Genomic DNA, 25,115 nt, shown 5'->3' on the forward strand with positions numbered 1-25,115 from the left:
ATCAGGCGGGTTCGTTGGGTGAATTAATTGTCAGGGGGTAACTTTAAAATCCAGGGTGGCACGGTAGAGCCGATAATATGGCTCGTATCCGGGGATTTTTACCACCTCTGTAGGGTTTAACGACTTAAGCGAAGCAAGCGCCAAATCTCTCAGAGATCGTGATTCAGTGATCGTTGTGGCATACACATCGACCTGAACGGAAACCCTGCTCTCTGCCTGGCCACACATCACGTCAGCGGAAACATCATCGACGATGGAAAAGATAATCCATGGTGGAGTGACCGACGGTTTCCCGTCACTACCTAATGGCGCAACATAGGGATATACCCGTCCTTCTGCCAGGGGAGAAAGCAAGGCGTAGATATTATCTTCATTCACTTGCTCAATACCTCATCAATAGCCTGACTCATCCTGGCAATGGCGACGCTGGCGGCCTCTTCCTCGCGCGTATCGTAAGCGGGTCGCACAAAAGGATGTGCAGGCATGTTCGCGGTGCCAAGCTCCACAAAGCGCCAGTAAAAGGCGTTTCTCGGGTTATTCGCCTTCATCGTGTTATCGCTGTTCCCGGTGCGCGGGTTAACACCACGAATGTGGACACCGGAAGAAATTTCCCCGCGGCGTCGGCTTTTTTGGGTCACCACCACCACGTTTTTTTTCAGTTTCCCGGTACGCACCGGAGCGCGGGCGATCACTTCTTCCTTAAGTACTTCGGCACCAGCGCGCGTAGCATCACGCAGAACCTTGTTGTTTTCAGCGCGGCTAAGCGCCTCCAGATCCTTTGCGATGTCATTCAGCCCGGAAAAATCGAGACTCGTTTCAATCATTTTTCGGCCCCCGTTTTACATAGGATTTCCAGGCGGGTGCCTGTCGCGTTTGCTATAGGGGGACCGATGATATTAAGCACCTGCCCTTTGTAGGGGCCGCTCAGCACTTCAAGACGTGAAGAGGCGTTAACATCTGACTTGAAGCGCATCCAGACGCGAATGGTTGCCTGTGCCGTTTCAGCGCCACCTGACATTTGCTCTCTACCATTAATCCCCTTTACCTCCGCCGGAAGGGGGTTACCGCCAGTCCAGGACTCCACCGGCTGACCAGAAGGATCACGCGAAGTTGTAAAGGTGAGAATCTTTACCCTGTGCCTGAATCGTCCAGGTTCCATCAGGAGCCCTCCTCTGGTTCAGATTTACCGCGCCAGTTGCGATGAATAAACATCATGCGTTCAGCTGCAGCGTTTTCATAAAGCTGTACTTCGCTTTGCGCGGTCCGGTGTTCAAACATGTCAGCAAAGACGAGGAGTACAGCTCCCTTAACGGCTGCAGGAATATCAGCAGCAACCTTCCATGCCGGTTCATCGCACCAGCGTATGCAGTAATCAAAAGCGGCCTGGGCGTACAGCGTGATCAGCTCGTCCCTGTCGTCTTCCTCAAACTCAATCTGCTGTTTAAACAGACGGAGGCCAATTACATCCAGAACATCTATCGCCATAAGTTAAAAGGGCGGGTCACCCCGCCCCCTCCATCATGAGCCAGAAGAGAAACTGCCCTTGATGATTGCCGTCGGGCGATAGTGCGCCAGCGCCAGGCGTTCTTCGCACAGGATGGTCAGCATGTTTTTCACGAAGTTATCGCGGTCTTCACGGCTGACTTCCACGGTGGCATCCATGCGATCCCAGACCTGAGAGGCCATATCGAAACCGCCCACAGTAAAGGTGCCGGCGGCCTGCGCCTTAGTCGGAACCACTGGCAAACCCCACATGATGTTGCTGGTAAACGCCTGAGGACCACCGAAGATATAGCGACCTTCATTGTCTTTCAGCAGCGCGATGTTGTGCCAGTCGCGCGGGTTCAGGACGATACCGGAAGCGCTAAACTCAGACTCTGTCACCTGATAAATAGCGTGAGCGATAATGTCAGCGCGGGTGTCGCCGGTGGCATTCAGCGAGGTGTCGTAAGCGGTGGCCACTTTGTTCAACCCTTCGATGTTATCCCCGGTGCCGTCGCCGTTCAGCAGCTGGCCTTCCTCCTTCAGCGCCAGGCCGTACATGAGGCGGTTGTTGACGTATGACTGCAGCATTGGCGCATCGTCCATAACCTGACGCGATGCCTGCACCCAGTGGGCGATCGTCTTCACGTTCGCGGTTTGCTTACTGAAGGTGATATCCGATTCGGGTTTCAGCGCTTTCTCAGCCACCACGTCGGCGTTATTGGTAAACACCTCTTCACGGACGTATTCCAGAGCGTTGCTGGAGATGCGGCCCTGCGCCAGCAGGTCACGAATGGTCAGACGGCGCAGTCCTGGCATGATGATGCCGGGGATCTGCATTGGCTGGATCAGCGAGCCTGCAGAGTCTGCATCACTGCCGAGAGACTTATTGAACGTCTTCGCATCGAAGGTGCCCTGTTTACCGTCCCATGACTTAATGAGCTCTTCAGCAGCTCGTTCAGAGAAGGATTTCTTCTCACCCGGATTATCAGCGCCGGATGCCAGTTTTTGTTCAAGATCGAAGAGGCGGGTACCGGATGTGGTCAGCTCTTCCTGTACTTTCGCAAGGTCGGACTGCAGCTGTTTAGAAACCTGGCCAGTGCTTTCGATTTCTGCTTTCTGCGCATCGAAAAGTTGAGACATTTTCTGCTGGGATTCTTCGATAGCTTTTTGAATGAGAGCGAGTTCAGACATAATTAATTACCTAAATTAGAAGGGAAAGATTTGATGCTCTGAAGCAGAGCGTTGATTTGTGCTTCGTTTCCGTCGCCCTCGGACTCGCTCCGAATCGCTGACTTAAACCGGGCTATTAGCCCAACTGCCTGTGATTTGGTGAGGCCGACTGAATCCCTCAGCCAGTTCTCCACATCACGGATCGTTTCAATGCCATCGACACTTTTCATGGCTGCGATGCCAGCCTGTTCGTTGGCGGGGAAAGTGCAGACGCTGATTTCGCGCAGAGCCTGGATATTCTTAAAAATCCGGCCTGTGGGAATGATGGTGTAATCGTCTTTAGCAACGGAAAAGCCAACCGACATACCCTCAACCGTGCCGTGCTGCATTGCCGCTTTCAGGTCGGCGGCGCCGCTGTGCCCTGGCGTAAGTTGACCGCGCACATACAAGCCTTTTTCGTCTTCAGCCAGGCTGTCCCATTTGCCAACCGGCAGCTCCCACGTCTTGTGGTTGAAAAACATCGCCACTTTGCGGGTCTGGTTCGCCAGTGCGTTTTTAAATGCCCCGGGAAGAATGATGTCGCCATCAGAATCGGTGTTATTAAACACAGAGGCGTAGCCTTCAAAAATCCCCTGTTTCCCGTCACCGGTGAATTTGATTTCTGTCTCGTCAAACGACAGCGTTTTTACGATCTCAGGCATTACGGCCCCCATAAAAATTAAGCCCCGTCATTACGGGGCTCTTTGTTGGTTCCTAAATCGGTGATCGGCACATATTGCGACTGGCGCATTGCCACATCGCCACCCGGCAATGGCGGGAGGTTGTCCGTTCGGCGCATCTCATTGATGGTGCGTAATCCTGCCTCTCCCATTGCCTTCATAAAGGCTGCGCGGGATGCCGAATCGCCCCTCAGCAGGCCGTCGAGATTGTGCTCAGCATGAATGCGGCCAACATCCTTAGCAGGAATAAGCCACCGCTGAATGCTGTTTTCCCACCGGGAGATATAAGGCTGCAGTGTGTACTGCAGGAAGCCGAGATTCTGCTGCTCGATGCCCGATCCCCAGCTCGTTGATTTCTCGACGTCGCCGACAAGGTGAGGCGGTACGCCAAAGAATCTCGCCAGTTCACTTACCTGAAATTTCCGGGACGCCATCATTTCGGCGTCCTGTGGCGTTACGCCAATTGGTGAAGTGGTAAACCCCGCTTCCAGAATCCAGAGGCGTTTTTTTACCGGGCCGCCGGCGATCTCTTTAAAGTTTTCTTCAATCTGGTTTCTCTGCGGCTCTGTGAGAACTTTGTCACCGGTCATGAGCAGTTGAGGCGATTTGGCGCCATTGGCAAAGAAATCTCGCTGCTGATCCTCCATCGCCACCGCCACGCCTGCCGATTTACAGGCAAAAGCGATGGGTGACAGGCCGACAAGCCCAGTAAAGCCGAAGCCTTTAAGGTGAAAAATCTCTCTCTGCGAAAAGTCGGCGTATTCGCTGTCGCGCTGATAGCGATAAACCACTTTTTTTCCGACAAGTTTCACATCCATACTGGCTGACTGAAGCGGGAGAAGGCTGATCACGTCACCCGCGCTGTTGCGGTCAATCAGGGCATACGCGTTACCGAAGAAACAGAGCTGCATCGTCATGGCCTCCCTGAATTCCTGAGCGGTCATGTACTGATTCGGCGAGTAGCGCAGCAGTCTCGCCAGCGGATTGCTCAAATCCACTTTTTTACGGTTGTCATTCTGGTCGGTTTCAAAAACGTCAAGCGGGAGGCATGAGGTGAGCGTTGAAATCAGGCTCACGCAGCGCCACACCGTCGAAATTTGCAGTATCCGTTCATCGTTAATGGATGAATCGCCCAGGTGTCCGTGGGCCGAAACGGGCCCCGTTTGTGAGCCCTGATTTGGGGTGACTAAACGCCCGCCGACAAACCAGGACTGCAGCCTTGCCCACCAGCCGTTATTGGTTCGCAGGTCAATCGTGTATTTAGGTTCTTCCATCACATGCTCAGCGGTCGGAAAATGAAGTCGTCGAAGTCACCACCCTGTTCGGTAACTTCCCCATTAGCAGCACCAACGGACATTGTCATTGCGACCATGCCATCAATACGGCCCGTTGCTTTGGATTTATCGAGCTTGCGGTTACCAGCAGCATCTTTCACCACCACCGCATTCACAGCACACATCGTTAATACGGGGTGCATGCCATGCCTCACACGCCCGTTAAGCATCAGAGACTCCAGCGTGTCTACAGCTGGCCCCATATCCTTAAAGCCCTGTCCGAACTCGACCAGCGGGAGGTTCAGCCCAATGGCATCGGCATCCTTCCTGAACTGGTCAATGCGCCAGCGGTCAAAAGCCATCGAGGTAAGGTCGAAATCACCGATAATTTCAGCGATATCCGCAACGACGAATGAGTAATCCACCGAAGCGCCTGGCGTGGTGCGCAGCAGCCCCTCTCTCACCCAAACGTCATAGGGTGCGCGGTCCGTTTTGGTTCGCTCTTCAAGAGTCTTTTGCGGTGTCCAGAAGAAAGGGAAAACATCCCAAACACCATCCTCTGCTTCACCAGCGATAACCAGCGCCGTTAAGTCATTCCTGGCTGACAGATCCAGCCCCGCGTACCACTTCCTCGGGGTGTTAATCGGCATCTCTCCGCAAAGCTCCCACACGCTGCGGGAAATAAACGGCGATACGGTAGAAACGCGCTGATTGAGGTTGAGGTTTCGGAAGGTGTTTTCGAAGCTTGGCATTCGGCCAGCTTTCTCAGCCTGGCGCGCCATGTCTTTTTCTGACCTGAATGTGCCCAGCGCCGGGTTCGCGGCCAGCCAGGACTCGCGTTTACTGATATCAGCGTCTTTTGGCGCTTCATAAACGTGGCACACGATGTGCGGGTCTTTCGATTTGACCGCATCATCAATCCAGATGCTCAGCAGGTCAGCATCGTTTGCTGCCTGCGTACTGATAACAATCAGCAGCGGGTTTTCATGCGCCCCCTGCGCGGTAGTTATTGCATCGATAAAATCATCCTGCGGCCCCCTAACCTGCCCGGTTTCATCGAGAATGGCCAGAATGGGGGAAAGGCCGTGCGTCGTCTTTCCTTCTGCGGATAAAGCCTTGTATTCGACGTTACACGGCAGGCCGATCAGCTTTTTGCCGCTTGGCGTAATGTGCACAATCTCCTGCAGCTTAGGGTTCAGGTTGACCATCTTCACCGCGAGGTTAAAAACGATGGCCGCCTGTTCCCGGCTAAGTGCACCGCTGACAATCTGCGTGTTCTGGACCGCTTCAGGCCCCACCAGGTGAGCCAGGAGGATTCCAGCAATTAAGCCTGTTTTACCGTTTTTTCGGGCGATGCTGAGGATCGCCATATCCGTTCCGGCTGGATTGTCGTAAACCGCCAGGATGAAATCTTTCTGAAAGGGGTCCAACCGCATAGGCTGGCCGATAAGCTTGCCTTCCGGCACGATGCAAAAGCGCTCAATGAACGCTATTACACGCTCACCTCGCGTCATAGTCTTTTATCCGTGCTTGGGAAAGGCGATCAGGTTGTCGTCCTGGTCCTGATGCTCGGTTTTGGTATTTCGTGCATCACGATCATTCTGATTGCGTTTCTTCTGGTCGCGGCTTTCGCCGTTGGTTGCGTGGGAATGGATCTGGAGGTCACGGCGCTGAGCCAGAATAGTTCGCTGCAGCTCAACAATTTGCTTGCGGAGGTCTTTGATAAGCCCTTCGTCTCGGCCCTCTCCGCGTGTTCGCTCTTCTTTGCGTAAATCCTTACGTAAAACCGTTATATAGAGCTGGTTATTTGCCAGTTCTACAGCGGCCAGAAGGTCGGCTGGCGTCCAGCTGTCCAGAGCTTTCGATCTGATATTGTCATGCCAGAATGGTTCGGCTTTTTTTTCCAAACCTGCATGGGACGGAGGATAGATGGTGTCCACTGCTGCATTTTTCATGGCCTGAACCGCTGCCGCCGAACTGTCGGAACGGGTTCGTTTATCTGCCATATGTCAACACCTTAAAACTAAAAAAATCGGGTTAGCGTTAAAATCAAACTTTGGCGGCGGTCATTTGGGGCAAAGGTTTTGAAGATTTGATCCCCCCATGCCCTGATGCGATTCGTTCTCATTTGATTTCATTGCATTTGAAATGATTTCACTCATTCATTATCCGCTTCACTTCATCATGCCAGGACGTCTGTTTATCAACCTGTTCTAGTTTCTGATCGCCTTTCCCGTACTCTGACCACACATGCCCTGAGACGGTCAGTGTCGGTACGTTCTCGCCTACGGTGTGGGAGAACTGTATAGACGTTACGTGCTTCATCTCCACGCCATCAATCGCCAGCTGAACAAACTTACCGTCTCGATATTCAATGATGAGGTCTTTCATTACGTGCTCCAGTGAGACGCAGGATCGAGCGGGTAGCCGTTGGCATCACAGCCTATTACCGCGCCGCTCTTCTCCATTCTCTGTTTCGTTGAGTCATGATGCGCTTTGCACAGTGGCTGCCAGTTTTCTTTACTCCAGAACAGGAGCTGTGCTTTCGATATGGCCAGCGGGTTACCTGACTTAAGCGCATCTTTGAGTTTGTGGGGCTCGATATGGTCAACCACCGTTGCTGGGGTTATGCGCCCCTGCTGCTCGCACATCACACATAGTGGGTGCTGCTGCAGGAAACGCAGACGGGCTTTATCCCATCGGCTGCCATATACGCGGGGCTCTTTGTTCATGCCAGTCTCCATGCGCGGCGGCGTTCCGTCCTCGGCTCGTTGTCAGGGTGACGCTCAACCGTCGGCATGTCGGCGTGATCCACCAGCGAGTAACACGGGTAAATCACCCGGCCACCGAATGCCTCACCGACGGCGTAATCAGCTGCCAGCGTTTTATTCCATGCGCTGAGGTGGGCTATAACATACGCCGTGAATCAGCTTGCTTAATACAATGTGGTCACTGCAGACACGATCCGCATCCACCAGCATTCCGGCTATCTCTTTCTGATACTGCGGCGGTCGGCCGGTACCGAGATAAAAGCTCAGCATGTCGTCAGGGAAACGAGCCAGCCAGTCCTGAGCCTTATCACGAAAACCTTCAACGGGTAATGCATCCTCTTCGATGATAATCACTCTGTCTGATTGCTCAGCGGCCCAACGAAGAGCGCGAAGATGGTTTGAATTTGCACCAGCGCTATGCTCATCCATGAAGACAATTTCAGCCTCAAGCTTACTCGCTAACTCTTCAGCCATGGTGCGGCGGGAATGGTGAGCCACGATAGCGATCAACATCTGTCAGCCTCATTGTGTGTGAAATGCTCAAGTCTGGCGGCAACAGCTGCGTCCCTGGCTTCTTCAAGTGACATGAATGTTTTCTTTAGAACAAACTTGCCATTGAGCTTAACTTGCGCGAGCCAGCGCCTGTTTCCGCGATTCAGATAAGTAACCCCGAGCACTCCAGTTTTACTATTTTTCTTAGCGCCGCCGAGGTTCTGATTGTTCTCGCTTCTGCTGGCCAACCTGAGGTGATTGATATTGCAACAGAGCCTGTTGCGACAAATATGATCGACATCCATACCATCAGGAACAGGACCGTTCACTGATTCCCAAACAAAGCGATGCACACGTAATGCCTTACCACCAGTTCGTATGCTGCCGTAACCTGTTTTTAACTTTGCTCCGGTCCATACCTGGCATTCGCCTTCAACCTTTGTTCTGGCCTTAATTGCTTCCTGTGGCGAGCTATAAACGGTGTTCCGCACAACCAATGGATCACCGTATTTCCGCCATCTGAAATAGTGCTTTCCGCACATCCCTCTTTTTTCAGAACCATTATCGCAGTCATTCACGTAACATTTTTTAGCCATGTGCATATCTCGCAACCAATAAAAAAGGCCGCCGAAGCGACCTTGATTTATTTTTCAAACTATTTATGGCGAAACCACGCAAACTCTCTACCGACACCATCAGACTTAAATATCGTGTGGATACGCGGGCCGGTAACAATCCGATCACCAAACGACTTTGCAGCCATACCGAAAGCACCCATATCCACCAGCGTGGCGGGAGCTACTTCCATCTTCCAGAATCGGTGGCTTTCAATCAGGTAATGCTGTCGGATGATCCGGTGAGCAAACTCCATTACGTCTTCACGGCTGCCACCAAGCAGCCCAGCATTCAGCAGTGGTTCATCACGATGCTGCTCGATGAAATCGCTATACGCTTTGCCGTGGTGATTAGCCTTCATCCATTCGTCGGCATACGTCTTATGCTCTGAGCCAACGTAAATTTTACCCGGCACCATTTCTGCCCAGGGCTCTCGCAACATTTCGACGTCAGTACCGTCCGTACACCAGACAAGGTGGTACTCAGGATGTGAACGTAGAAATTGATAGATGTGAAGCCAGCGAGCAAAGTAAGGGCTCATGTCCACCAGCGGGACTTCAACCAGATCGGCACCAGTTGGCGACTCTTTTAATTCGTCAGCCAGGACAATCGGCAACGCGCCGGATATTGAGTCCGCCCAAACCTGAAGAGCCCGCGGGTCAGGCTTCATTTTTCCGCCGCGCTGTGGGTCTGGCTGACTCGTAAGCAGCGTCGTAATCACCAGATTCGGATTGGTACTGTATGAAGCGAATCCGGCATAACCACTATCCCGCCGGCCGTTGAATATTCCGACGTTTCGTTTCACCAGTGCTTCACGGTCAGGCCGGGGAATAGAGCGCGTCCCCTCTTCATGCTCATCCATGGAGTGAATCAGCTTTTCAGAGCCGACCACATCAGCGAACGCCCAGGTCGATAACCCGGCGTTGTGAATGCGCAGCGCCAGATCGGGATGCTCGTACATGCCGCGACCGTATACCCGATCGAAACCGCCAACCTTCTCGATAGCGCTGCGGTGGTAATACAGCATCACGCCGCGCTGACCGGTGTAAGCTATGTGCTTATCATCCCGATACAGGACCGCCATATCCTTCAGCTTATTCGTCCCTGCAAGATCGAGAAACTGATAAGCCAGGTGCGGCTCGGGTGATTCGATGTAAGGCAAGTGCCAGTTATCAGCGATGGGCCAGGCGTCATCGTCCCACAGGAAGAGATGCTCACACCCGGCGTCCATCAGCGCGGTTAAACTGGCGTTCTTCGATGCAACAATGCCGAGTGATGTTTCATGGCGAAGCAGCTGCACGCCGTTAGGCACTACTGCGGCAGGTTTCGAACCATCATCTACAACCACCACCAGCGCGCCGGCTGGCAGGTGCCTCAGATGCTGTTCGAGTGAACGTTTTAAAACGTCTGCGCGCTGATGTGTCGAAATGGCAATGCCGATCCGGGATGAAACGACGCTGGCGGGAGCGTATGGGACACCATCAATAGTGACCTGCATAAAACCTCCCGTCAGATTCCACGCCGTAAGGAAGTCCAGATCGCACCGCCTGGCTGCATAGCTTGTTGAATAATTTCGTCCACAACCTTTTTGATGGACTGCTGTAAGGCGGTCTCTAACGCGTTTTGGTGATTGGCGGCAACCGCCAACTTTTCAGCCAAAATCTTCACGCGGCTTTTACCATCGTCAACATCGAGTGCCATGCCAGCTTCGTGCTGCTTACCCTTGTCGGTGACGTTCACGTTCAATTTCACGTTATAACCCGTAGACAATACGCCATCACCGATCAGCGCCTTATGGATGTAGGCTTGCCCTGATTTATCGACAAACCAGCCCCATTTAAAGTCTTCAATTGGGCAGTAGCTATTGATGCCGTCTCTTGGCTCATCTATAGGGCAGCCGATATAACCACCAGCGGGAACACCAAAGCGAGTATTTGCCAGATGCTTAATGGCAAACTCCTGCCCTTCAGCAGTCAGGAACGTGAAGAAGTTTTTCTCATGATATTTTGTAGCGGTATGGCGACTTTCAGCAAACCCCAGTTCTCGAAGCTCAGCTGCGCCAGATTTAGATGGCAGATCTCCACCAGTAACGCACCACGAAAAAACAGCGCATAAAGAACATCCGTCGCAGCGCCGGACAACGTAATGATTTTCTGACCCATGATTTATTTCCTTTTAGGCGTGAGCCTGTCGCACGGCAAAGCCGCCGAAAGTTAACGGTTTGCCCAGGCTCACAGCTGAAAGACGTTCTTCGATGCGCACGTGCGATGCACATTAAAAAGCCCCGCTTACGCGAGGCTAGTTTTGGGATGGATAATGGCAATCAATCTTCTTTTTTAATCACCACTTCCTGCGGCCGCATCTGCTGAATGGCCCGGACAATGCAGTAAGGAATAACCGCCCAGGCAACTCCCATGGCGGCTCCTGCTGCTTGTTGAGGCGCGCTGACAGCGCCGAAAACCTCAATAATACCTTGAACAAAACCAATAACCCCAAAAACAACACAAATAGCCCAGAGAATTTTCATTAACCTAACTCCTTTTATTAAAGAGCTATTAGGATAATTCCGAAGACTGTTTAGTAAAGCTTTATTACATGAATTACCGGAACTTATCGCTCCGTTTATAGCGATAACCATTATCAAACCCACCAACAGGTGAGCTTTGTAATGGCTTGTTCAGTTGGATATATATCGATGAAGTATGCTTTGCCCTGATCGAACTGTTCAAATGCTGCTGGGCTCGGGATAACCATCTGCAACTGGCCGCCAAGTGTGTACTTTGACCACGACTTGTTTTCGGAGGTGTCTGCAATTACTCCACGAGTGGCCACGCTCATGCCACTGAGTAACTGTCACTTCATCTCCGCATCTGACCGTTGCACGTTTGGCGTTCTTGCTGCCTTACCGGAGCATGTCCCTAATTAACTCTCACAACTGTCTGCTAAACCTGCTCGCAATTATGCGACTTGGGGCAGCCTCAAAACTGCTGCATTACCTTTCGGCTATTGCCATCAGAATCAGTCTCTATGGGGATGGCAACAAAAAACGCCAGGAAGCGGATAGATTCAGCAGTTCAGAATGTTATCGATGGATGACAAACAGTGATTTACATCGAGGACAGAGTAAGGACTGTTCCTGACGTACCTTTGTTGTCGGATGTTTAGAGTTATGTCCGCATATCGGACAAGTCACTGTTGTTTTGGTCGCCGCTTCAACCCGTCTAAGTGCATAATCGAAGAATGACATAATTTACCCCCTCTAAGAATGAGGTTTATCATACCACGATTGGTTACTTTTTAATCTAAATAACCTTCATTAAAGCACTTAATAACTTAGCCCATATACTTCTCGTCGAAGAAAAATATTCGCATTACAAATCAATACGTTGAAAATTTAATTAAATCCCACTATTGCGAACTTTAGTTCTGCTTTTGGCAGTTCGCCTACCACGCTTTGTTTAAGGCTCGCGGACGCTCTTGCTCAATTTGCCGTATGCCAGCCAGGTTATTGTTGGCCTTCTCAATTACGGCCAGTAGCGGCTTAATCCACAAAACAGCCTGGCAGTATGTCATTGAACTGGTGGCAGCGGCACGATCATCGGCTGTGTCAGATCTGTCGGTATAGGCGTGCATGGCGCTGGTACGTAAACGGTGCGCGTATTCGAGCAGCCCACCAGCGACATCAGCAGGAACAGGCAGATCACAGGTTTTTTCACGGCGGAGAATCTCCCGGTATTCGATTACGGTTTCTTCGGTGCTGGTGTCGATCAGGGAGTTAAGCCTGTTGGTATGCTCTGCAACCTGATTGAACCGATTGAAGTTAAATGCCTGAGTGGCGATCACCTGCCCCTGCAAAGTGTTGTCACTTCGCAGAATGTCGTTATCGCTCTGAAGGCTACTGGCGTTTGAGCAACTCTTAACGAGAGCGACCGAAAGGCCAGCAATAACGACAACGCAGAAAAGACCCGGATTAATTTTCATTGATCCAGCCCCCAGCACGCCAGCGCACTTTCCTGATCGCGCCGCTCGACTTGCCCATAGCAGCCATTCTTCTGGCCTTTGGTTAGTCGGCAATCACGCCCACCGTCTTTAATCCACCAGCGGATAGATTCACAGGCCCCTTTCCGGTCACCAGCATTGATGCGCTTGTAGAACGTCGAGGGGTAACATTTACCAGGGCCGATGTTGTATGGGCAAAACGATGCGATGCCCACCTTCTGAGGCTCACTCAGAGGTACTTTGATATTGCGATCAACCCAGGCTAACGCCTTATCGCGTTCAATAGCGTTAACCTTGCGGCATTGTTCTTCTGTGGCGGTCATGCCTTTAACAACACGCCTGCCATCGATGACGGTCACACCGTGACATAAAGACCAGACACCACCCGGGTCAACAACGGCCACCAGCGCATTGCCTTCTTTCTCGCTGATGAACTGGTCAAACAGCACAGGAGCTGAAGCGCCAGCGGCGATGAGGGATAGCATGGCTGCGCTGAGTTTTGCTCTTGTCGATGCCATGTTAATTATCCTGTGGTGGCGCGGTAATGTAGCCCTTCTTAAGGGCCTTCTCGTATGCCTTGGTCTGGCGTCTTTTGAAGTAAAGGTTGGTCAGGTATGTGGCTATACCGATAAGAAAACCGCCAATCACTGCAACCTTGTTCCAGTCGAGGTCGTGCAACCATTGCAAAATGCCGCCTCCACAAATAAGACTGCCGGACACGCAATACGAGACTGCGGATGCAATTTTGTCAGGCATATATCGGATCATCTCTATCTCCTCGCGTAATGGCGGGAGCTGTGTGTAAGGGGTCAGGCCCTCGGGACGATTTAACAATTAGGCATGTCGATGATGGTTCCCGGGGCCTGAAATAAGAAAAGGCCACCAAATGGCAGCCTTAGAAAAGAAAACCTCGCCGAAGCGAGGCTATTTGAATTTGAGGCACCTCATCCAACAAACCACCCCAGTTAGTTGGATTTTGACGAGATGCTTTTGGATGAGCGCTGAACCCAAAGGTCAGTATTTTCACACAGCAATTTTGCGAAAAGCAGCGCCCATTCAAAACTGGGTTGCTTTTCAGTCACTCCGGGGAACCCATCATCGCAGACCGAAAAGCTTTAACTGGAGCGGGCAGCGGGAATCGAACCCGCATCATCAGCTTGGAAGGCTGAGGTAATAGCCATTATACGATGACCGCATATGGTGCCGACTACCGGAATCGAACTGGTGACCTACTGATTACAAGTCAGTTGCTCTACCTACTGAGCTAAGTCGGCATTGGTCCGCCACCGGGGCCTCGAACCTCGTACTACAACATTTAGTTGCCGCTCTTCCCGATGAGCTAATGGCGGTTTGGTGGCCCTTGCTGGACTTGAACCAGCGACCGGGCGATTATGAGTCGCACGCTCTAACCAACTGAGCTAAAGGGCCGGGAGCGAGATGATACATAAGTCAAACTAACCATGCAAACCAAATGGTTTTCGTGGTTTCAAGTGCTCGAGATCCGCTTGAAATAATATCTGTACTTCAGAAATGACAAAGGCACCAATTAAGGTGCCTTTTTACACAGGGGCAGCAGGCTTGTCATCACCATCTTGCCGCTCCTGGCTTTCTTTCGAAAGTCTCACAAGTCCCATAAGGGTACATCGCCAGTATTAGCTAACACTAAGCATAAGTCAACAATTGGCAGATGCTGACAGTTATAAGCAGCACTATCTGATCAAGTAAGACATTCCCATGCCATGCAGGATTGCACACTTCACGCGCTCAAACTCTTCTGTGGTTATCTGAGGCACCACATAATTACGTCCTTCCCATGTTCTGGTCTTTATTCTATCCAATCGAGTCAGTGCTACCGTCATCACCATGTCGCACTTAACCCAGCAGGTAATATGTTCATTGCCGGGGATAGGATTCACTGAAAGCTCATGGTGGCATTCTCTTGCAAGAGCTGGCGCCGTTGTGCTTATTGGTACAACGGTTACTAACTGATTGTTGTATCGATTTCTTGCGACAACTACAACTGGACGAATTTTCACAATCTCAGGAACCACAAGCCCCCGAAAATCACACATTAAAACAGACCGAACCTGAGGTTGAAATTTTAATCCCATGAATTTATTCGCTTGGTGATGACAATCCGCAAATTTTACCCCAACAAACCCATGGTTGCATTGCTAATCAAAAAAAGGGAAAAAACCCACGTAAATCTTCGGCATTACGCGCCCATAAAAAACCCCGCCGAGGCAGGGTTTCAATGATTAGTTACGTTTGGACGGTATCTTCCACGATTAGAAGCATACAGGACAGTTTTATGCAAAGTCAACACTAACGTGCAAAAAAGTGTCGCTATTTGCTCCGATCATATTAATAAGTTGTTGCCTTCTCAAATTCTACCGCCGCGTGACGCTCCCCCTGGCGCAGAGTGTCCACCAGCATTTCATAGAAGGGTTTCCAGTTGCGTGACCATGAGGATTGATGGAGGTCCGGGAGACGCTTCAGAATGGCACGGTGTACCGTCGCCGAGGAGATTGCAGAGAAGCCATTACCAGAGCAACGTTCACACGTTTTGAAAACCGGTGCGCCGCGGTCTTTAGTCGCTTTGCGGTCCAACACTTCGCCTTTACCGCCACACCTGCACCGGGCGCTGATCGTTCCCTTGCCTTCGCAAGCATCACAGACCGCCGGTACAACCTCTGTTATCTCCGTCCACCGCTCCCAGTCAGACGGTCGAACAGCACGAGAGCGGTTAGCCCAATATGGTGCTTTACCCCAGGGGTACGAAACCTTGCGGGTAATCTGCTCGCGGGTTGTTCGTCCGGTACCACTGCAGCTGTGACACGTCACGCTTGTAGCCGCCGAACGGGAGTAATCAGCAAAGGCAAATTGTGCCAGCATCTGCATACACCATCCGAAATGCCCACCAGCGGCTTTGCGAACATTCTTCGGTGCGACATCCATCGCATATCTCGCCAGCGCCTGAACTGCGATCTGTTCATCCGTTTTGCTGATTCCAGCTTTACCGAAAAACGCCGCCAGGCCGAAGCGCGCACGGCTGCTGGTGGTGCCAATCGCCGCCATTACATCTGTTCCTGTAAGGCGGTCCAGAGAAGTTCCCTTCACGTCGTCGCTGATGTGCACACCCTGAGGGCTAAAGTGTTTTAGTGATGCTTCCAACTTCATTGAATGGTTTCCCCCTTTTCAGCAGTGCCAAACCAGCCAGGGTGCGCCCACTGGACATCAGTCACTTTATCGCCGTTACCCCACAGCGTCAGAACACGCATAGCAACGTAGTGCATAAGGATTTTTTCATGCTCTCGCCACTCATCATCAGGAGTGTCTTCAACAAATTCAGCGATGGCGTCAGCAATAAGACCGAAACACTCAGGAAAATCACTATGACCGATTGCGATGTCTTTTGCCGTTTCCTGAAGCTCCATAAAACGCTGCTTGGTAAAGAGATACGACATTTCTCTAATTAGGCGATCCATTTTAATACCTCGTTGCGTTGGTGGCTTCCCACTCAATATCAAGTTCACTTTGCTGTTTGCCGGCCAAGTAATTGAAGGGCCCTTTATCACCCTCGATAAACTGGTGTGAGCGGGAATCAAAGTTAGCCCCTATGTCTCCGATCCAGCCTTCCCCTTCACGTTGTTTCAACAGGCGGATCATCGAAGCGGGCATTTGGATAGCAGTCTGTTCGTCCTTATCAAGGCTCTCATACCCCATTCTTTCAGCTTTGCGCTGCGCCAGTTCGCGCGGGATATTACGCCAGACGGCCATAACGTTGTCGGGCATGTCAGTTAAAGCGCCAGTGCCTTTAACATCCATTTTCCCTGTTGGTGCAGCTTCGTTTGTTTTTCTGGCATGCGTTACCAGCAGAACATGGCAGTTGTGCTCGTTTTTAAAGTCGCAGAGGGTATCGATAAATTCTTTTTGTCCACCGTAGTCCTCTTCATCGAGTCCACATTTTGCCAAGTTGTCGATAACGAAAAGATCGATTCCATAGCGGCGTCTGGCATAGGCAAATATTTCCAGCAGGCGATCGGCCTTGGCTGTTCCGGTGAGTTTGAACACCCAAAGACGATCAGAAAACCACTCGTTAGTCATGATGATTTCAGTACGTTCTGGGTTTTTTCTACAAATGGTTTGCCGGGTAAGACGAGCCAACATTTTCCCAGGCTTAAGCTCCAGCGAGGCAATGCATACCCGGACTCCCTGGCTCATGGCATTGACGGCGATATGTCCCACCAGCTCGGTTTTTCCGTGGCCGTTTACTCCGTTAACCAGCGTCAGCTCGCCGGCGCGGAATTTGAAATTACTGTTCAGCGAATCCCACGGGCTGGAAAATAATCCAACGTCTCGATGCTCGAACGCATCCAGTGTTTCCTGAAGGAGATCACCCGCAGAGCAGAGTTCATCAGGGTCAAAGAATTTAGCGGTCCCCAAGTAGTGCCAGATTTCATCCTCGCTCATCCCGGAGGTCAGGCATTCATTGATATCTTTGTGCGGCAGCTCTACCAGGCGGCAACGATGCTCCCCTAGACGACGAGCAATTTCTTTTGCGGCTTCGCGCCCTACATCATCGTTATCGAGGCTTAACCAAATTTCTTCGAATCGGTCGAGGTTGTGATACTCGTATTCGATCCATTGCTGTTTGGCCCCTTTTCCACCGCCGAACGGTACCGATAGAGCACTGATACCGAATTGCGAGTAGGTCATACAGTCAATCTCTCCTTCGCAAAGCACAACAGCGCGAGCTTTCGCGTCCATAGCCTGCCAGCCAAACAGACATGGCTCGCAATCAGCTTCAGCCATGATCAACTTTTTGCCATTTGGTCGTTCAGTGCCGATTCGCTTTACCTGCAAAAGCTCACCGTTGCGAAGATACGGAAACGCCACTGCCGGAATTTCGCGGTTTTCATCGTGGTACCAGACGACTGCGTCCGAAACACGGAATTGATCAGCTGTCTCTCGGGTGATGCCACGGGAAGAGAGGTAGTCGTAGCAATGGCTCGCCTTTTTAACGCCTTTTTTGGTTGGCCGTGAGAAGGTTTTTTTCTTCGCCTCGAAGTGGTTATCGTCGTCCTTCAGCCCAAGGAACTCTTTCGCTTCCCGCATAGCGTCGTGCAGCTGGCAGTTACGCACCAGCACCCAAAGATCAAGCAGGTCTCCGCTGTCGCCGCTTGCAAAATCTGCCCAAGTCTTCTTACCACCGAGATTAATTTTCAGGCTCTTACCGGCATCACCATTGGTATTACCAGCGCACCACTCCTTGCCCTCGAGGTGTCCTCGTGGAAGCAGGTATTTCGCAACTCTTTCGGCGTTGTCCCACAATTTTTCAGATAACTCAGCAGGGGTCATCACACACTCCGTAAATCGAATTTTATAAAGCACATAGTCACGAATTCCTCACGCAAAAAGCCGCGGTTATAGCCAGCAACCAGTAGACGTTTGAGGATTCTTTTCATGGGCGGTTAGCTCCGCGCTTCATGCGGTCAATGGCTGCCTGGCTGATAAATACCTCAGCCGAACCGTCACTTGGTTTTGCGAACCAGGAAGCACCTGTCCCACCGATGGCGTTTGCGCTTGCGGATATCTGAGGAGCTCCATTTGGTTTTTCATCGTTCCAGCGCTCTCCGTTCAGGTATGACGCTGGCAGGAGTTTGTCGAACCCCATTTGCTGTGTTTTCACCCGGAGGCTGATATCTTCAGCCAGCATAACGGCGAAGTTCTCAGGCGTACCTCGGTTCGCTTTTTTCCAGTCGCGATATTTGGTCCTGAACGCTGACTTAGCCTTGACCTTGGCATCCTTTCTCAGACCTGCCCCCCAAAAAATATTTTCGAAAGCGACATCGACTGGATCTTGGCCTTCAGCATCATCTGATTCTGAATCAGGTTTTTCCTGTGAAGGTTTCCCTTTCGACTCGTCAGGTTTATCGCCATCAGTCCGATTCGAATCGGACAAATTAGTTTGATCTTGTTCTTTCTCCTGCTCCTGTTCCTGCTTCTGGCTTGCATGCCCCTTCGAAGCCCCTTCAATTTCCTCCGGGATCTGAACCTCACTACTACGGGAAAAAGTCATATTGAATTGTTTGGAATATTTCTCGTAAAACTCTGAAAGAAATAGGTTATCCGATACTTTGTTGTATTCGTTCTGTACTCCAGTACAGCGCTTGTCTCCGGGTTTCAGCGCCTCGCCGATTTGATGCGTTGCCATTTCGATGACCCACACCATCTCTGAATGCTCGTCGTACTTACAAAACCCGGCTTTAATGGCGCTATTAAGCCCCTTCTTAGCCCCTTCCAAGGTTAATCCAGTCTCATGAGACAGGAACGCAAGGGGCATGTAATAAAGACCGATCATATTGGCGTGCGGACTGGTAAGCAGGTACAACGCCACAAGCTGAGACTCTGGCCCAGCCTGACGCAGCTCTTTGCCTGTTCTGCCAATCCAGAAGTGAGGAGACACCTTTCCGTAATCACGCATTTTGCGCCTCCGAGACCTTCGTAAAATATTGTTGGAACTTCCAGACAGGCTGCATGCATTCATGCGGATAATTCTGCCTGGTGAAATACACCTGCTGTTTATCCCGATTCCAGCCGGTGACATGCACAATCACACCGCGCGGATCGCGATAATCGATATCCAATGGCTTAATTTGGTTTTCGGTAGTGATTGGGTGTGACATGTCACACCTCATTGCCCGGACGTGGGAAAACAAGCATTTCTCGCTTGAGGGGTTTTTTACCCACAAAAGTTCTACTTGCTGCTTCAATAGAAGTTGCAAGTTTTGGTGACGCATTTCTGTATCCGTAGGCAATAAGATTCAAATATCCTGTTGATGTACCGCTCTTAACTGCCAAAGCGTGCCACTCTTCTTTAGTGGAAGCACGACGCCAGGAAAGAAGTTCGTTTTCCATACCCACACCTCAATTTATCATTTTGGTAAAGTTTATCTTTACGATAACTATGAGGCAAGATAAATTTATCAAATTGGGTATTTATCATATTGCTAAAAAGTGGGAGTATTTGGTCATGGACATAAAAAACATTCGACGCCAGAACCTAAACAGGTTGATTGGTGAGTACATCGTGGAAGGTTATACCAAGGCACAAATTGCTGAAAAAATTGGTATACCCCCTTCTCAACTGAGTCAGTTATCTGGCTCTAACGCCTCTCGTAACATTGGCGACATAATAGCTAGGAGAATTGAGTCAAGTATGGGCCTGCCCCATGGCTGGATGGATTCAAAGAGAGCAGATGTTGATGCATCTGGTACCAAGCCTAACTTTTTCATAAATCCACTGACAAAAAATCAGCAACAATACCGAATTGAGGTGATGGACACTGAGTTCAGTTGCGGAAGTGGCAGGATGAACATGGACTATCCTGAAATAGTTAAATCGATTGAACTTGATCCAGAGGAAGCTAAAAGGATGTTTGGTGGGCGTAGCCCTACCTCCCTGAAAATCTGCACGGTTGTCGGAGATAGCATGCTCGGGACTATTTTCCCTGGGGATCTTGTCGTTATAGACGTTACGGTAAACCGGTTGATAGGTGATGGGATTTATGCGTTCGTTTATGGTGACAACTTTCATATCAAACGCTTACAGCTGCTTAAGGACAAGCTGGTAGTCATCAGCGATAATTCAACTTACGAAAAATGGTTTGTATCTGAAACTGATCAAAGCGAGTTTCACATTCAGGGCTTAGTTGTCGGTAGATGGCAAATGTCATACAACCGTTTGGGTTGAGACTCATACATATAAAAAACCAGCTTCGGCTGGTTTTTTTATGCCCTGCACAAAATAATTTACCATATATATCAAAGGCATAACTATTAATTTATCATAATTTATCAAAAAGATATTTACCAAAATTTATCTTTGAGATAAAGTTCATTCATCGGCAAACAATGGAGCCAATGAAATGAATACTCAAATCACCGTAGCCAAAACCATCGGCAAAAGAATATTAAATCAAAGATCTTCGCTTCGACTCTCTCAGGATTTTTTGGCTGATCATCTTGGTTTAACAACCGAAACCATTAACAACTGGGAAACGGAAAAAACTGTTCCTTTTGCTGACCAGTTAATCCAATTGGCTAACATTCTTCATTCTGATGTTCTGTGGCTCATTTCAGGAAACGAGCAGTGCGGTGAATTTACAGAACCAACAAGTATTATAACGTCCAATCAACTTAACTCATGGTCTGCTGATATTGGCAATTGCAGAATGGCTTTATCTAACGCTATGGATTGCATGCCTCCGGAATTGTCGTCTATCGGTACACTAACTATCGTTTATGAAAAATTAGACGACTTGCAAGAAACCATCTGCAAGCAAGCCGACAAAATTTAAAATTAATTAACATTATTTAATTAACACCTTTCTTGGTGGGGACAAACTCACCCTTAGGAAATGAAAATGCAAAATTCCGTCGCAATTAATCAGCCGATTAAAACGCCTCAAATGCTGTTCGGATCTGACAACATTAATGACTTTGGTAACCGCGTTCAAAGCTGCCGGATGGAAGGTTACTCCATGCAGCCGACCATCGAACCATGTGAGGTTGTGGCTTTCGTTGATTGCGGTGGACATGCGCTTACCTCTGGCATTTATGTTTACACAATGGATGCTTTTGGTCGCCCATGCCTTTTCATTAAGAGAATCGAGCCATTAGCTGATGGCTCATTAAAAATCATTTCTGATAACCATCATTACGAAACTTTCACCCTTAATACCGATGAACAGAAAGAAATCAAAATTCACGGTCGGGTGGTGGCTTCTTTGGCTGTGAGGCGCTTCGTATGACTTTCATCATTGATAAATCGGCATATAGAACAGCATGCCTTTATGCGGCCTGCGGTTACGAGGTAATCGCTCGTCTTTATCTTAAAAAAGCATATGGTCGGTAATAATGAGCTTATTAAAAAGGCAAGACATTCAGGTTGTGAACATCAAAGCCGAGCAACTGGCTGGTTTATCGCAAACATTATTTGAATATCACGACAAACTGGACCATTTCCAACTTAAAACTATTTGCTCTCTTGTTTATGACATTGCTGGCGAAATTCATGATTGGACCGAAAAAGAAGAGGAAATTGTTATGAGCTTAGAGGAGGAGGCTCGCCGCAATGGATAAATTAATCGAGACATATCGCCGCCGAATTTTAAAAGCAGCGTTATTACGCCACCAGCGTAAAACAGGCAGTAACTGCCTTGTTATTAAGCTCAATAAAGGCGGCATTAACACGGTCGAGTTAACAGAGATTCTTCTCGATGGATTATTGAGAAAATTCGAAAGGCTTGCGATCAGTGAGTACGGGAATGTCGAAGGCGTAAAAGCTATCAAGGGAATTTACAGCAGCGCTGTTGATGTTAATGGCAGCGGTGAATTCCTTACGGATTGCGGGAAGGAATTAATCGACGAGCTCATTTCTGAGCTGGTTGAGTTCGTCAAAAAACAAAAAGTAGAGGCTCCGAAAACGGAGGGTCATGAAATGGGGGGATCTGATGGCACTGACAGCGATACGAATTCCTGAGTGGGTTCACCTCAAAGCAGCACACGTTTTAAGCCAGTTCAGAGCAAGGCGCATTCACCCCTGCCGTATGCACGGCTCCGGTAATTTGAGCCTCAAGGTTAATCACCGCTGGCGGCTACTCTCCCGCGATGGCGGAAATAACTGGGAAGTAATGAGTCACGAACGATACAGCAAAGTTAAGGACCGGAAATGAACGATAAACGCACCGTAAGCATGATTGACCTGGCATTACAGAAACACGATACGCCAGTTGGCCCACTGTTCGTGGCAGTACGCCATGGTCGTATCAAAAAATGCTTCACGCGGGATACGGCGATCCGATATCTGGCTTTCTTCATGACCACCGAGGCTTTTGAGCGTTCAGGTTTTCCGCAGCGTCACCCGCGGGTGCGTATTGATCGCGATGACAGGGAGGTATGGCGAGACGGGGAAACAAAGGCTGAGTATCTGGCCGCACACCAGCGTTGTGTTCGCCGTCTGCGTCGCATCCTGTCGCGCAAGCGAGAAATGGAGAAATGGTGTGAGAAATGGGACGCGATGCATGACCGATTCGTTAAAGAGGTTGATGCACTGCAGGCCATCAAACCAGCAGGAGTGCATTGATGCTGAATTCAACATTCAAACCAGAACCGACATCAACCGGCATCCGCCTTGGGAATCGAATTATTGGATATTCCGCCGCCGTAAGGCAACTCGACAATGGTCACTATGACAAACAGATTCCAGATGGAATGGAATTGTTGGCTTGCATTATGGAAGCGGTTGAAAGTGGCTGGTTCGTACCAAGCGAAGAAAAGCTGCTGATTTTATGGCGTTGGCTCGTGGTCGCCGTTTTCATAACCGAACAACTACAAAAGAACGGCACTGTTGACGTTCCGAATAACGATGGGGGTGTTGATACCGCTGTTATTTACTCCAGCAATAGCGGCTCGATCAGCGTTTACCCAGGACCGGAACGATTCGCCCTTGCGAGTTACCTTGAAGGTGGAGCTATAGAGAAATACGGGACGGAACTAGGCCAGCAGATGGCGCTTGGTATGTATAGAGACATGGTTGAAATGGACGCTGAAAACGGGCTCAGGTTATCGATTTTCGGCCGTGATGGTTTCGGTCTGCTTCATGACAGCTTCATAGAGCAGATTCAGGCAGAGGGTATGCCATCCAATCCTGTTATTCACTGATGGGAGCGCTGATGAAAAGGTTAATCGTGAGTTTCATATTTTCTGTGCTGCTGGCGGCCACCGTTATCGGCGCGCTGATTGAATATAAATTTTTGGTGAAGTAGCGAGGCACTCCATGAATAAGCCAGTTTTAGAAGTTATTAAGCGTTGGAGCCGTTTAGCAACGGAGGCCAAGCAGCTGGGGCTCGCCACCATTCCCATCGACCCGCAAAACATGCTGATGGTACTGGGAGATCTGCCAGTCAGTGAAGACTATCAGGCTGCAATCGATTTTTTGCGCAAGAGAGCGGCCAGCGAACTTGATGGCGGTTTTAGAGCGCACCACAACGCGCTTATCTATGCGGCAAATGAACTGGAAAATGCCCAGGCATTTGGGCGGGAGGTCGGTCATGAGTCTTGATTGCGTACCACTTTCAACCTACTGCCGGGACGCCGGAGAAACGGTTGAAGCCGTTAACAAACGGATACAAAGGGGGTTATGGAAAGAGGGTGTCCATGTATTAAAAGTCGATGGCGTTAAAGAACGCTGGATAGACTTAACGGAGGTTTCAAAGTGGGCAAGAAAGAACAAGGATCATTATCTCTCCCAAGAGGAGTAACAATTCGCCAGCATAAAACTGGCGATACCTTGGTGATCACATTCACCTACAAGGGGGTTCTCTGCCGGGAGCCCCTATCCAGAATGGAAGCAAACGCGCGCGGCGTGAAGTATGCCGAGCGCCTGCTGGGGGAGATACAGAACCAGATCGCCGGCGGCACATTCGATTATGCGAAATACTTCCCCACCTCCAAAAAACTGGAGCTGTTCGGGGTAGTGAAGAAAACCAAAAATATTAAGTCCTACCTGGACGAGTATCTGAAAATCTGCCAGAACCGCAACCTTTCGCCCTCCACTATTGGCGGTTATGAAAAGTGCCTGTCTGCGCTATCTGCGCTGCACAAAATGCATGTGTCGGAACTGACCCCAGCGGTCCTCAAAAACTGGATCGCCAGCAGAAAGACAAAGCTGAAAACGATCAGGAATAACCTCTCGTTTCTGCGCAGCGCCATAGATGAAGCGGTGACTGACGGCCTGCTGACAATCAACCCGGTAACCCTTGTCAGCGCGAGTCGGTACCACGTGATCGACAGCAGCCCGAATAGTGACGATTACAAAGTTGATCCGTTCACACCAGCGGAAATCAGCGCTATTTACCAGAGCTGCAGATACCAAGAATGGGAAAATCTGTTCCGTTTCGCATTCAATACGGGTTTACGCAGCTCTGAGCTGTGTGCGTTGCGCTGGCCTGATCTCGACAATATCGCTAAAACAGCTCACGTTCAGGCGGCAAGTGTTGTTGGCGTTCTGAAAGGTACCAAAACAAAAGCCGGTACCCGTAAAGTAGAATTAAACAGCGAGGCGCTGGCCGCGCTGCAGGCGCAGAAACAATTCACTTTCATGAAAAGCGAGTTTATTTTCAGCGACCCTAAAACGGGAGAGCCCTGGGCGAACGCCGACGCAATACGAAAAAAAGCATGGGTGCCAACCCTCAGAAAAGCTGGCGTTCGATACCGTAACCCGTACCAGACCCGCCACACATTCGCCACCAGACACATTAGCCAGGGCGTAAACCTTTTCTGGCTTGCCGGGCAGATGGGGCATAAAGGGCCGGAAATGCTGTTCCGCAATTACGGTAAATACCTGGCTGAATACGACGGGAAAACCGCCATTTCTGCAGCTCTGTAGCGTGGTGAATATTTCAAAATGTTGGACGGAATCAGGACGTTAGAGGGACCACGATATGCACGTAAAATGCACCCGGTACCTTTTAAAAAATACAAAGCATTAATATTCAATAGGTTAGGAATTATTCGGACACGGG

Annotated in this window: 37 protein-coding genes, 3 tRNA genes and 1 pseudogene; 10 read left to right on the forward strand and 31 right to left on the reverse strand. The window is 50.1% G+C overall.

Annotated features, from left to right (window positions below; all coding sequences use genetic code 11):
* Positions 1-30: 30 nt before the first annotated feature.
* The 31 genes and pseudogenes from F8561_RS00395 to F8561_RS00540 form a co-directional block, all read right to left on the reverse strand.
* Positions 31-378, reverse strand: a complete 348-nt coding sequence (locus F8561_RS00395) for a DUF3168 domain-containing protein (RefSeq protein ID WP_032665935.1) — start codon at positions 376-378, stop codon at positions 31-33.
* A complete protein-coding gene (locus F8561_RS00400) occupies positions 375-824 on the reverse strand; it encodes an HK97-gp10 family putative phage morphogenesis protein (RefSeq protein ID WP_151887040.1) in 450 nt (149 codons plus the stop codon). Before F8561_RS00400 ends, F8561_RS00395 begins: the two co-directional genes overlap by 4 nt.
* Positions 821-1,159, reverse strand: coding sequence for a phage head closure protein (locus F8561_RS00405; protein WP_062676582.1), 339 nt, complete (start codon positions 1,157-1,159; stop codon positions 821-823). The genes F8561_RS00400 and F8561_RS00405 overlap by 4 nt, the downstream gene beginning before the upstream one ends.
* Complete coding sequence (locus F8561_RS00410; RefSeq protein ID WP_016063563.1) at positions 1,159-1,485, reverse strand: head-tail connector protein; 327 nt, start codon at positions 1,483-1,485, stop codon at positions 1,159-1,161. The genes F8561_RS00405 and F8561_RS00410 overlap by 1 nt, the downstream gene beginning before the upstream one ends.
* Before the next feature lie 33 nt (positions 1,486-1,518).
* Positions 1,519-2,676, reverse strand: a complete 1,158-nt coding sequence (locus tag F8561_RS00415; protein WP_150344277.1) for a phage major capsid protein — start codon at positions 2,674-2,676, stop codon at positions 1,519-1,521.
* 2 nt (positions 2,677-2,678) lie between these two features.
* Positions 2,679-3,356: an HK97 family phage prohead protease gene (locus F8561_RS00420; RefSeq protein WP_016063561.1), complete on the reverse strand. Its 678-nt coding sequence runs from the start codon at positions 3,354-3,356 to the stop codon at positions 2,679-2,681.
* Between the two features lie 17 nt (positions 3,357-3,373).
* A complete protein-coding gene (locus tag F8561_RS00425; RefSeq protein WP_057992067.1) occupies positions 3,374-4,648 on the reverse strand; it encodes a phage portal protein in 1,275 nt (424 codons plus the stop codon).
* Positions 4,648-6,162: a terminase large subunit gene (locus F8561_RS00430; RefSeq protein ID WP_150344278.1), complete on the reverse strand. Its 1,515-nt coding sequence runs from the start codon at positions 6,160-6,162 to the stop codon at positions 4,648-4,650. The genes F8561_RS00425 and F8561_RS00430 overlap by 1 nt, the downstream gene beginning before the upstream one ends.
* A gap of 6 nt (positions 6,163-6,168) precedes the next feature.
* Complete coding sequence (locus F8561_RS00435; protein WP_151887041.1) at positions 6,169-6,654, reverse strand: terminase; 486 nt, start codon at positions 6,652-6,654, stop codon at positions 6,169-6,171.
* Between the two features lie 148 nt (positions 6,655-6,802).
* On the reverse strand, positions 6,803-7,039 hold the full coding sequence (locus tag F8561_RS00440) for a hypothetical protein (protein ID WP_045133820.1): 237 nt from the start codon (positions 7,037-7,039) through the stop codon (positions 6,803-6,805).
* Positions 7,039-7,380 carry an HNH endonuclease signature motif containing protein gene (locus F8561_RS00445; protein ID WP_001031354.1) on the reverse strand — a complete coding sequence of 114 codons (342 nt, stop codon included), beginning with the start codon at positions 7,378-7,380 and terminating at the stop codon, positions 7,039-7,041. The genes F8561_RS00440 and F8561_RS00445 overlap by 1 nt, the downstream gene beginning before the upstream one ends.
* Positions 7,377-7,932 (reverse strand): annotated as a pseudogene (locus tag F8561_RS00450) (hypothetical protein). The gene F8561_RS00445 and the pseudogene F8561_RS00450 overlap by 4 nt, the downstream one beginning before the upstream one ends.
* On the reverse strand, positions 7,926-8,507 hold the full coding sequence (locus tag F8561_RS00455) for an HNH endonuclease signature motif containing protein (protein WP_158009100.1): 582 nt from the start codon (positions 8,505-8,507) through the stop codon (positions 7,926-7,928). Before F8561_RS00455 ends, F8561_RS00450 begins: the two are co-directional and overlap by 7 nt.
* A 59-nt stretch (positions 8,508-8,566) precedes the next feature.
* Entirely contained in the window at positions 8,567-10,024 is a 1,458-nt protein-coding gene (locus F8561_RS00460) for a glycosyltransferase family 2 protein (protein ID WP_063858677.1), read from the reverse strand.
* 11 nt (positions 10,025-10,035) lie between these two features.
* Positions 10,036-10,278 (reverse strand): DUF1983 domain-containing protein, encoded by a 243-nt coding sequence (locus F8561_RS24150; protein WP_192938247.1) that lies wholly within the window; start codon positions 10,276-10,278, stop codon positions 10,036-10,038.
* A gap of 221 nt (positions 10,279-10,499) precedes the next feature.
* Positions 10,500-10,688 (reverse strand): hypothetical protein, encoded by a 189-nt coding sequence (locus tag F8561_RS00465; protein WP_226777969.1) that lies wholly within the window; start codon positions 10,686-10,688, stop codon positions 10,500-10,502.
* A 161-nt stretch (positions 10,689-10,849) separates the two neighbouring features.
* Positions 10,850-11,053, reverse strand: coding sequence for a hypothetical protein (locus tag F8561_RS00470; RefSeq protein ID WP_063858678.1), 204 nt, complete (start codon positions 11,051-11,053; stop codon positions 10,850-10,852).
* Positions 11,054-11,608: 555 nt separating this feature from the next.
* A complete protein-coding gene (locus F8561_RS24590; RefSeq protein WP_219916706.1) occupies positions 11,609-11,773 on the reverse strand; it encodes a YnfU family zinc-binding protein in 165 nt (54 codons plus the stop codon).
* 197 nt (positions 11,774-11,970) lie between these two features.
* The gene (locus F8561_RS00480; protein ID WP_063858679.1) at positions 11,971-12,507 is read right to left on the reverse strand and encodes a hypothetical protein; all 537 of its coding nucleotides are present in this window, start codon (positions 12,505-12,507) and stop codon (positions 11,971-11,973) included.
* On the reverse strand, positions 12,504-13,043 hold the full coding sequence (locus F8561_RS00485) for a lysozyme (protein ID WP_063858680.1): 540 nt from the start codon (positions 13,041-13,043) through the stop codon (positions 12,504-12,506). Before F8561_RS00485 ends, F8561_RS00480 begins: the two co-directional genes overlap by 4 nt.
* Position 13,044: 1 nt before the next feature.
* Entirely contained in the window at positions 13,045-13,293 is a 249-nt protein-coding gene (locus F8561_RS00490; RefSeq protein ID WP_008499363.1) for a class II holin family protein, read from the reverse strand.
* Between the two features lie 352 nt (positions 13,294-13,645).
* Positions 13,646-13,720 (reverse strand) — tRNA-Gly (locus tag F8561_RS00495).
* Between the two features lie 3 nt (positions 13,721-13,723).
* A tRNA-Thr gene (locus F8561_RS00500) sits at positions 13,724-13,799 on the reverse strand.
* 77 nt (positions 13,800-13,876) lie between these two features.
* Positions 13,877-13,953, reverse strand: a tRNA-Ile gene (locus F8561_RS00505).
* A 281-nt stretch (positions 13,954-14,234) separates the two neighbouring features.
* Positions 14,235-14,636, reverse strand: coding sequence for a type II toxin-antitoxin system PemK/MazF family toxin (locus F8561_RS00510; RefSeq protein ID WP_078310424.1), 402 nt, complete (start codon positions 14,634-14,636; stop codon positions 14,235-14,237).
* A 253-nt stretch (positions 14,637-14,889) separates the two neighbouring features.
* The gene (locus F8561_RS00515; protein WP_151887042.1) at positions 14,890-15,705 is read right to left on the reverse strand and encodes an antitermination protein; all 816 of its coding nucleotides are present in this window, start codon (positions 15,703-15,705) and stop codon (positions 14,890-14,892) included.
* Complete coding sequence (locus F8561_RS00520; RefSeq protein WP_001325077.1) at positions 15,702-16,013, reverse strand: hypothetical protein; 312 nt, start codon at positions 16,011-16,013, stop codon at positions 15,702-15,704. Before F8561_RS00520 ends, F8561_RS00515 begins: the two co-directional genes overlap by 4 nt.
* A 1-nt stretch (position 16,014) precedes the next feature.
* Positions 16,015-17,886: an AAA family ATPase gene (locus F8561_RS00525; protein ID WP_000186531.1), complete on the reverse strand. Its 1,872-nt coding sequence runs from the start codon at positions 17,884-17,886 to the stop codon at positions 16,015-16,017.
* Between the two features lie 103 nt (positions 17,887-17,989).
* Positions 17,990-19,012, reverse strand: coding sequence for a hypothetical protein (locus F8561_RS00530; protein ID WP_053087066.1), 1,023 nt, complete (start codon positions 19,010-19,012; stop codon positions 17,990-17,992).
* Positions 19,005-19,214 carry a DUF4222 domain-containing protein gene (locus tag F8561_RS00535; protein WP_048982547.1) on the reverse strand — a complete coding sequence of 70 codons (210 nt, stop codon included), beginning with the start codon at positions 19,212-19,214 and terminating at the stop codon, positions 19,005-19,007. The genes F8561_RS00530 and F8561_RS00535 overlap by 8 nt, the downstream gene beginning before the upstream one ends.
* A gap of 1 nt (position 19,215) precedes the next feature.
* The gene (locus F8561_RS00540; protein WP_072200443.1) at positions 19,216-19,446 is read right to left on the reverse strand and encodes a transcriptional regulator; all 231 of its coding nucleotides are present in this window, start codon (positions 19,444-19,446) and stop codon (positions 19,216-19,218) included.
* Between the two features lie 49 nt (positions 19,447-19,495).
* Here F8561_RS00540 and F8561_RS00545 point away from each other — a divergent pair, with 49 nt between their 5' ends.
* From F8561_RS00545 to F8561_RS00595, 10 genes are all read left to right on the forward strand, one after another.
* A complete protein-coding gene (locus tag F8561_RS00545) occupies positions 19,496-20,281 on the forward strand; it encodes a helix-turn-helix transcriptional regulator (RefSeq protein ID WP_102135191.1) in 786 nt (261 codons plus the stop codon).
* Between the two features lie 175 nt (positions 20,282-20,456).
* On the forward strand, positions 20,457-20,888 hold the full coding sequence (locus tag F8561_RS00550; RefSeq protein WP_044158727.1) for a helix-turn-helix domain-containing protein: 432 nt from the start codon (positions 20,457-20,459) through the stop codon (positions 20,886-20,888).
* 66 nt (positions 20,889-20,954) lie between these two features.
* Entirely contained in the window at positions 20,955-21,341 is a 387-nt protein-coding gene (locus F8561_RS00555) for a helix-turn-helix transcriptional regulator (protein ID WP_044158724.1), read from the forward strand.
* Positions 21,342-21,447: 106 nt separating this feature from the next.
* On the forward strand, positions 21,448-21,672 hold the full coding sequence (locus F8561_RS00560) for a hypothetical protein (RefSeq protein WP_006811079.1): 225 nt from the start codon (positions 21,448-21,450) through the stop codon (positions 21,670-21,672).
* On the forward strand, positions 21,665-22,072 hold the full coding sequence (locus tag F8561_RS00565; protein WP_013097278.1) for a hypothetical protein: 408 nt from the start codon (positions 21,665-21,667) through the stop codon (positions 22,070-22,072). The genes F8561_RS00560 and F8561_RS00565 overlap by 8 nt, the downstream gene beginning before the upstream one ends.
* A gap of 189 nt (positions 22,073-22,261) precedes the next feature.
* A complete protein-coding gene (locus F8561_RS00575) occupies positions 22,262-22,675 on the forward strand; it encodes a hypothetical protein (protein WP_063858689.1) in 414 nt (137 codons plus the stop codon).
* A 59-nt stretch (positions 22,676-22,734) separates the two neighbouring features.
* Positions 22,735-23,253 (forward strand): hypothetical protein, encoded by a 519-nt coding sequence (locus F8561_RS00580; RefSeq protein WP_048210714.1) that lies wholly within the window; start codon positions 22,735-22,737, stop codon positions 23,251-23,253.
* Positions 23,254-23,368: 115 nt separating this feature from the next.
* A complete protein-coding gene (locus tag F8561_RS00585; RefSeq protein ID WP_151887044.1) occupies positions 23,369-23,653 on the forward strand; it encodes a hypothetical protein in 285 nt (94 codons plus the stop codon).
* On the forward strand, positions 23,643-23,852 hold the full coding sequence (locus F8561_RS24280; protein WP_000050710.1) for a hypothetical protein: 210 nt from the start codon (positions 23,643-23,645) through the stop codon (positions 23,850-23,852). Before F8561_RS00585 ends, F8561_RS24280 begins: the two co-directional genes overlap by 11 nt.
* Entirely contained in the window at positions 23,807-24,979 is a 1,173-nt protein-coding gene (locus F8561_RS00595; RefSeq protein ID WP_151887045.1) for a site-specific integrase, read from the forward strand. The genes F8561_RS24280 and F8561_RS00595 overlap by 46 nt, the downstream gene beginning before the upstream one ends.
* Positions 24,980-25,115: the final 136 nt, after the last annotated feature.

It is taken from the genome of Enterobacter sp. 198, assembly GCF_009025585.1.
In the GTDB taxonomy this organism is placed as follows: Bacteria; Pseudomonadota; Gammaproteobacteria; order Enterobacterales; family Enterobacteriaceae; genus Enterobacter; species Enterobacter ludwigii.

Excerpts from the sequence above, each read along its gene's own strand:
- F8561_RS00400 (WP_151887040.1), bottom strand. The coding sequence starts at position 824 with ATGATTGAAACGAGTCTCGATTTTTCCGGGCTGAATGACATCGCAAAG.
- F8561_RS00405 (WP_062676582.1), bottom strand. The coding sequence starts at position 1,159 with ATGGAACCTGGACGATTCAGGCACAGGGTAAAGATTCTCACCTTTACA.
- F8561_RS00410 (WP_016063563.1), bottom strand. The coding sequence starts at position 1,485 with ATGGCGATAGATGTTCTGGATGTAATTGGCCTCCGTCTGTTTAAACAG.
- F8561_RS00415 (WP_150344277.1), bottom strand. The coding sequence starts at position 2,676 with ATGTCTGAACTCGCTCTCATTCAAAAAGCTATCGAAGAATCCCAGCAG.
- F8561_RS00420 (WP_016063561.1), bottom strand. The coding sequence starts at position 3,356 with ATGCCTGAGATCGTAAAAACGCTGTCGTTTGACGAGACAGAAATCAAA.
- F8561_RS00425 (WP_057992067.1), bottom strand. The coding sequence starts at position 4,648 with ATGGAAGAACCTAAATACACGATTGACCTGCGAACCAATAACGGCTGG.
- F8561_RS00430 (WP_150344278.1), bottom strand. The coding sequence starts at position 6,162 with ATGACGCGAGGTGAGCGTGTAATAGCGTTCATTGAGCGCTTTTGCATC.
- F8561_RS00435 (WP_151887041.1), bottom strand. The coding sequence starts at position 6,654 with ATGGCAGATAAACGAACCCGTTCCGACAGTTCGGCGGCAGCGGTTCAG.
- F8561_RS00440 (WP_045133820.1), bottom strand. The coding sequence starts at position 7,039 with ATGAAAGACCTCATCATTGAATATCGAGACGGTAAGTTTGTTCAGCTG.
- F8561_RS00445 (WP_001031354.1), bottom strand. The coding sequence starts at position 7,380 with ATGAACAAAGAGCCCCGCGTATATGGCAGCCGATGGGATAAAGCCCGT.
- F8561_RS00455 (WP_158009100.1), bottom strand. The coding sequence starts at position 8,507 with ATGGCTAAAAAATGTTACGTGAATGACTGCGATAATGGTTCTGAAAAA.
- F8561_RS00460 (WP_063858677.1), bottom strand. The coding sequence starts at position 10,024 with ATGCAGGTCACTATTGATGGTGTCCCATACGCTCCCGCCAGCGTCGTT.
- F8561_RS00465 (WP_226777969.1), bottom strand. The coding sequence starts at position 10,688 with ATGGGTCAGAAAATCATTACGTTGTCCGGCGCTGCGACGGATGTTCTT.
- F8561_RS00470 (WP_063858678.1), bottom strand. The coding sequence starts at position 11,053 with ATGAAAATTCTCTGGGCTATTTGTGTTGTTTTTGGGGTTATTGGTTTT.
- F8561_RS24590 (WP_219916706.1), bottom strand. The coding sequence starts at position 11,773 with ATGTCATTCTTCGATTATGCACTTAGACGGGTTGAAGCGGCGACCAAA.
- F8561_RS00480 (WP_063858679.1), bottom strand. The coding sequence starts at position 12,507 with ATGAAAATTAATCCGGGTCTTTTCTGCGTTGTCGTTATTGCTGGCCTT.
- F8561_RS00485 (WP_063858680.1), bottom strand. The coding sequence starts at position 13,043 with ATGGCATCGACAAGAGCAAAACTCAGCGCAGCCATGCTATCCCTCATC.
- F8561_RS00490 (WP_008499363.1), bottom strand. The coding sequence starts at position 13,293 with ATGATCCGATATATGCCTGACAAAATTGCATCCGCAGTCTCGTATTGC.
- F8561_RS00510 (WP_078310424.1), bottom strand. The coding sequence starts at position 14,636 with ATGGGATTAAAATTTCAACCTCAGGTTCGGTCTGTTTTAATGTGTGAT.
- F8561_RS00515 (WP_151887042.1), bottom strand. The coding sequence starts at position 15,705 with ATGAAGTTGGAAGCATCACTAAAACACTTTAGCCCTCAGGGTGTGCAC.
- F8561_RS00520 (WP_001325077.1), bottom strand. The coding sequence starts at position 16,013 with ATGGATCGCCTAATTAGAGAAATGTCGTATCTCTTTACCAAGCAGCGT.
- F8561_RS00525 (WP_000186531.1), bottom strand. The coding sequence starts at position 17,886 with ATGACCCCTGCTGAGTTATCTGAAAAATTGTGGGACAACGCCGAAAGA.
- F8561_RS00530 (WP_053087066.1), bottom strand. The coding sequence starts at position 19,012 with ATGCGTGATTACGGAAAGGTGTCTCCTCACTTCTGGATTGGCAGAACA.
- F8561_RS00535 (WP_048982547.1), bottom strand. The coding sequence starts at position 19,214 with ATGTCACACCCAATCACTACCGAAAACCAAATTAAGCCATTGGATATC.
- F8561_RS00540 (WP_072200443.1), bottom strand. The coding sequence starts at position 19,446 with ATGGAAAACGAACTTCTTTCCTGGCGTCGTGCTTCCACTAAAGAAGAG.
- F8561_RS00545 (WP_102135191.1), top strand. The coding sequence starts at position 19,496 with ATGAGGCAAGATAAATTTATCAAATTGGGTATTTATCATATTGCTAAA.
- F8561_RS00550 (WP_044158727.1), top strand. The coding sequence starts at position 20,457 with ATGAATACTCAAATCACCGTAGCCAAAACCATCGGCAAAAGAATATTA.
- F8561_RS00555 (WP_044158724.1), top strand. The coding sequence starts at position 20,955 with ATGCAAAATTCCGTCGCAATTAATCAGCCGATTAAAACGCCTCAAATG.
- F8561_RS00560 (WP_006811079.1), top strand. The coding sequence starts at position 21,448 with ATGAGCTTATTAAAAAGGCAAGACATTCAGGTTGTGAACATCAAAGCC.
- F8561_RS00565 (WP_013097278.1), top strand. The coding sequence starts at position 21,665 with ATGGATAAATTAATCGAGACATATCGCCGCCGAATTTTAAAAGCAGCG.
- F8561_RS00575 (WP_063858689.1), top strand. The coding sequence starts at position 22,262 with ATGAACGATAAACGCACCGTAAGCATGATTGACCTGGCATTACAGAAA.
- F8561_RS00585 (WP_151887044.1), top strand. The coding sequence starts at position 23,369 with ATGAATAAGCCAGTTTTAGAAGTTATTAAGCGTTGGAGCCGTTTAGCA.
- F8561_RS24280 (WP_000050710.1), top strand. The coding sequence starts at position 23,643 with ATGAGTCTTGATTGCGTACCACTTTCAACCTACTGCCGGGACGCCGGA.